The sequence below is a fragment of the Agrobacterium sp. DSM 25558 genome (assembly GCF_900100825.1).
GTDB lineage: Bacteria > Pseudomonadota > Alphaproteobacteria > Rhizobiales > Rhizobiaceae > Agrobacterium.
The window spans coordinates 1-2,035 of the sequence record NZ_FMUD01000079.1 but is presented as its reverse complement, the minus strand read 5'-3'; the positions used below and the strand labels follow the sequence as shown (position 1 = coordinate 2,035).

At 52.9% G+C, this 2,035-nt stretch carries 1 protein-coding gene and 2 pseudogenes; 1 reads left to right on the top strand and 2 read right to left on the bottom strand.

Annotated features, from left to right (window positions below; all coding sequences use genetic code 11):
• On the bottom strand, positions 1–644 hold a 644-nt coding region (locus DSM25558_RS27490), incomplete at its 3' end, for a hypothetical protein (RefSeq protein WP_200800807.1).
• 491 nt (positions 645–1,135) lie between these two features.
• On the opposite strand from DSM25558_RS27490, the pseudogene DSM25558_RS27485 reads away from it, so the two are divergent.
• Positions 1,136–1,800, top strand: a pseudogene (locus tag DSM25558_RS27485) (IS256 family transposase); the annotation flags it as partial.
• 7 nt (positions 1,801–1,807) lie between these two features.
• On the opposite strand, the pseudogene DSM25558_RS29165 reads toward DSM25558_RS27485, so the two are convergent.
• A pseudogene (locus DSM25558_RS29165) lies at positions 1,808–2,035 on the bottom strand (hypothetical protein); the annotation flags it as partial.

Here is a 2,035-nt window from a genome sequence, read left to right as displayed (position 1 = left end):
GTGCCATGCCAGTAGCCGTGAATATGTATTATCTGACAACCATCAGCTTTGCTCTGTTGAAAATCACCATCTTGGTGGAGTGCTGTGCGCCAACTGGAGCCACCCGCAGCCTTTATCGCAACGCCAATCAAAGGGTCAAAGTTCGATGTGATTGTCATTTTGCTGAATGGCGAGCGCTTCGTTGCCAACAATTCTCCTAATGCTTTAACACCTGGCGTTAAGTACCAATTTTCTAGTTCGTTTTCTAGCAGTTCCAATTTCCCACTGCGGAAGCTGTTGCCCGCAGAATTGTGTTCTCGTTTGCCTTTGTATGATTGAAGGACGGCACGCTGAACGATGTCATTCGCAGCGTCTTGGCCAAAACGTCCTTGAAGAAATCGGAATGCCTCCTGGTAAGGATTACTGCCAACCTTGATCTGCCTATCGAACGCCGCCAAGCTAATGCCATCGTCTATAAACTGTCGGCGGATCATATCAGTGACTTCGTGCACGTCAGCGACCCCGTGGCTTTCATCACCTTGCGGCGCAGTTAAAGGTGCACCAACAACGAAAACGACCTCTCGGGAGGCCTTTTTCAGGCCTTGAGTTAAGCGAAAATAAAGAGCCTCTTCGTCAAAAAACTGGTTATTCTCGTACTCAATCATCCTATTATTTCACCTTGCCGCATCTTCGAAAGAGTTTCATTTGGTACTCCCATCGCTAGTCACTAACGTCCTTTGTTAACGTCGATCCAAAACTAACAATCTGGGTTTTTCCTTAGATCAGTGTGTAGCTTATATCTATACACGCATACGAAGCATTCCCCAAATATTTGCAAGCCCACATGTATTCCGTGCATCATTCTCTTCTGCCAGATCGCACCTAAACACTAAAAAGGGCACAGATATACGGCACGTGCCTGCGTTGGCTAGCAATGTTCCGCGGCTCGAAATTCCCTGACCTAGGTTACGAAGAACCTAGAGTTACGACTTTACGGGGTAACTGAGATCGTGTCCCACGGAGTGGTGTACTTGGGTGATAGCGAAGCCGCTCGCGAGCGCACCCTCCAATGTGCTGTAGGGAGCGGGCGGCGTAGCGGTGGTCACCAGTGTTTTCCGGTAAGGTCGGGTTGCGCTGATGCGATTTGCTCGGGGATATGATCGGCTTTGCTGCCGAGAAGCTGATGGCGCTGGAGGTCAGCACAAAGACCGGCGCGGGCTATGGCGAGAAGAATGGTTTTCGACTGGCCCAGCGCACCGTCGAGCTGCGCATTCCCAAGCTTCGCACAGGCAACTATTTCCCGAGCTTTCTTGAACCGCGCCGCATGGCAGAGAAGGCTCTGACGGCGGTCATGCAAGAGGCCTATATCCAAGGCGTCTCGACCCGTTCGGTCGATGACCTGGTCAAGGCCATGGCCATGGGCATGAGCGGCATCTCCAAGAGCCAAGTGTCCCGGCTCTGCGAGGAGATCGACGACAAGGTAAAGGCCTTTCTTGACAGGCACATCGAGGGAGAATGGCCTTATCTCTGGATCGATGCTACTTACCTAAGGTCCGACGCGGCGGACGCATCGTCTCTGTCGCGGTCATCATCGCGGTGGGCGTCAACACCGACGGCCGACGCGAGGTGCTCGGCATGGAGGTCGGCACAGCCGAGGCCGAGGCGATCTGGACGGAGTTCCTGCGCAAGCTGACCAGACGGGGACTGCGCGGCGTGAAGCTTGCTGTCTCCGATGCGCATGGGGGCATCAAGGCAGCCATATCGAAAGTACTTTCCGCCACCTGGCAGGGCTGCAGGGTTCACTTCATGCGCAACGCCTTGATCGCCATCACTGGGGTGTAATGGGTTTGTTCTCAAAGCGAATTCTAAAGTTGCGACGTTGGAAATCTTCTCTGAAACAGACGAAAATCAGCTCGAGATCTTGTAAAGCGTCTTTCCGTCCCAGGAGACTTAATGAAGCGACAATGACGCCGTTATATCCGCGAGTGATACGAAACGCTGCATTGCGCATCGTGATGGCGTCAGGATCTCCACGATCCTCTCGACGGTCATAGAC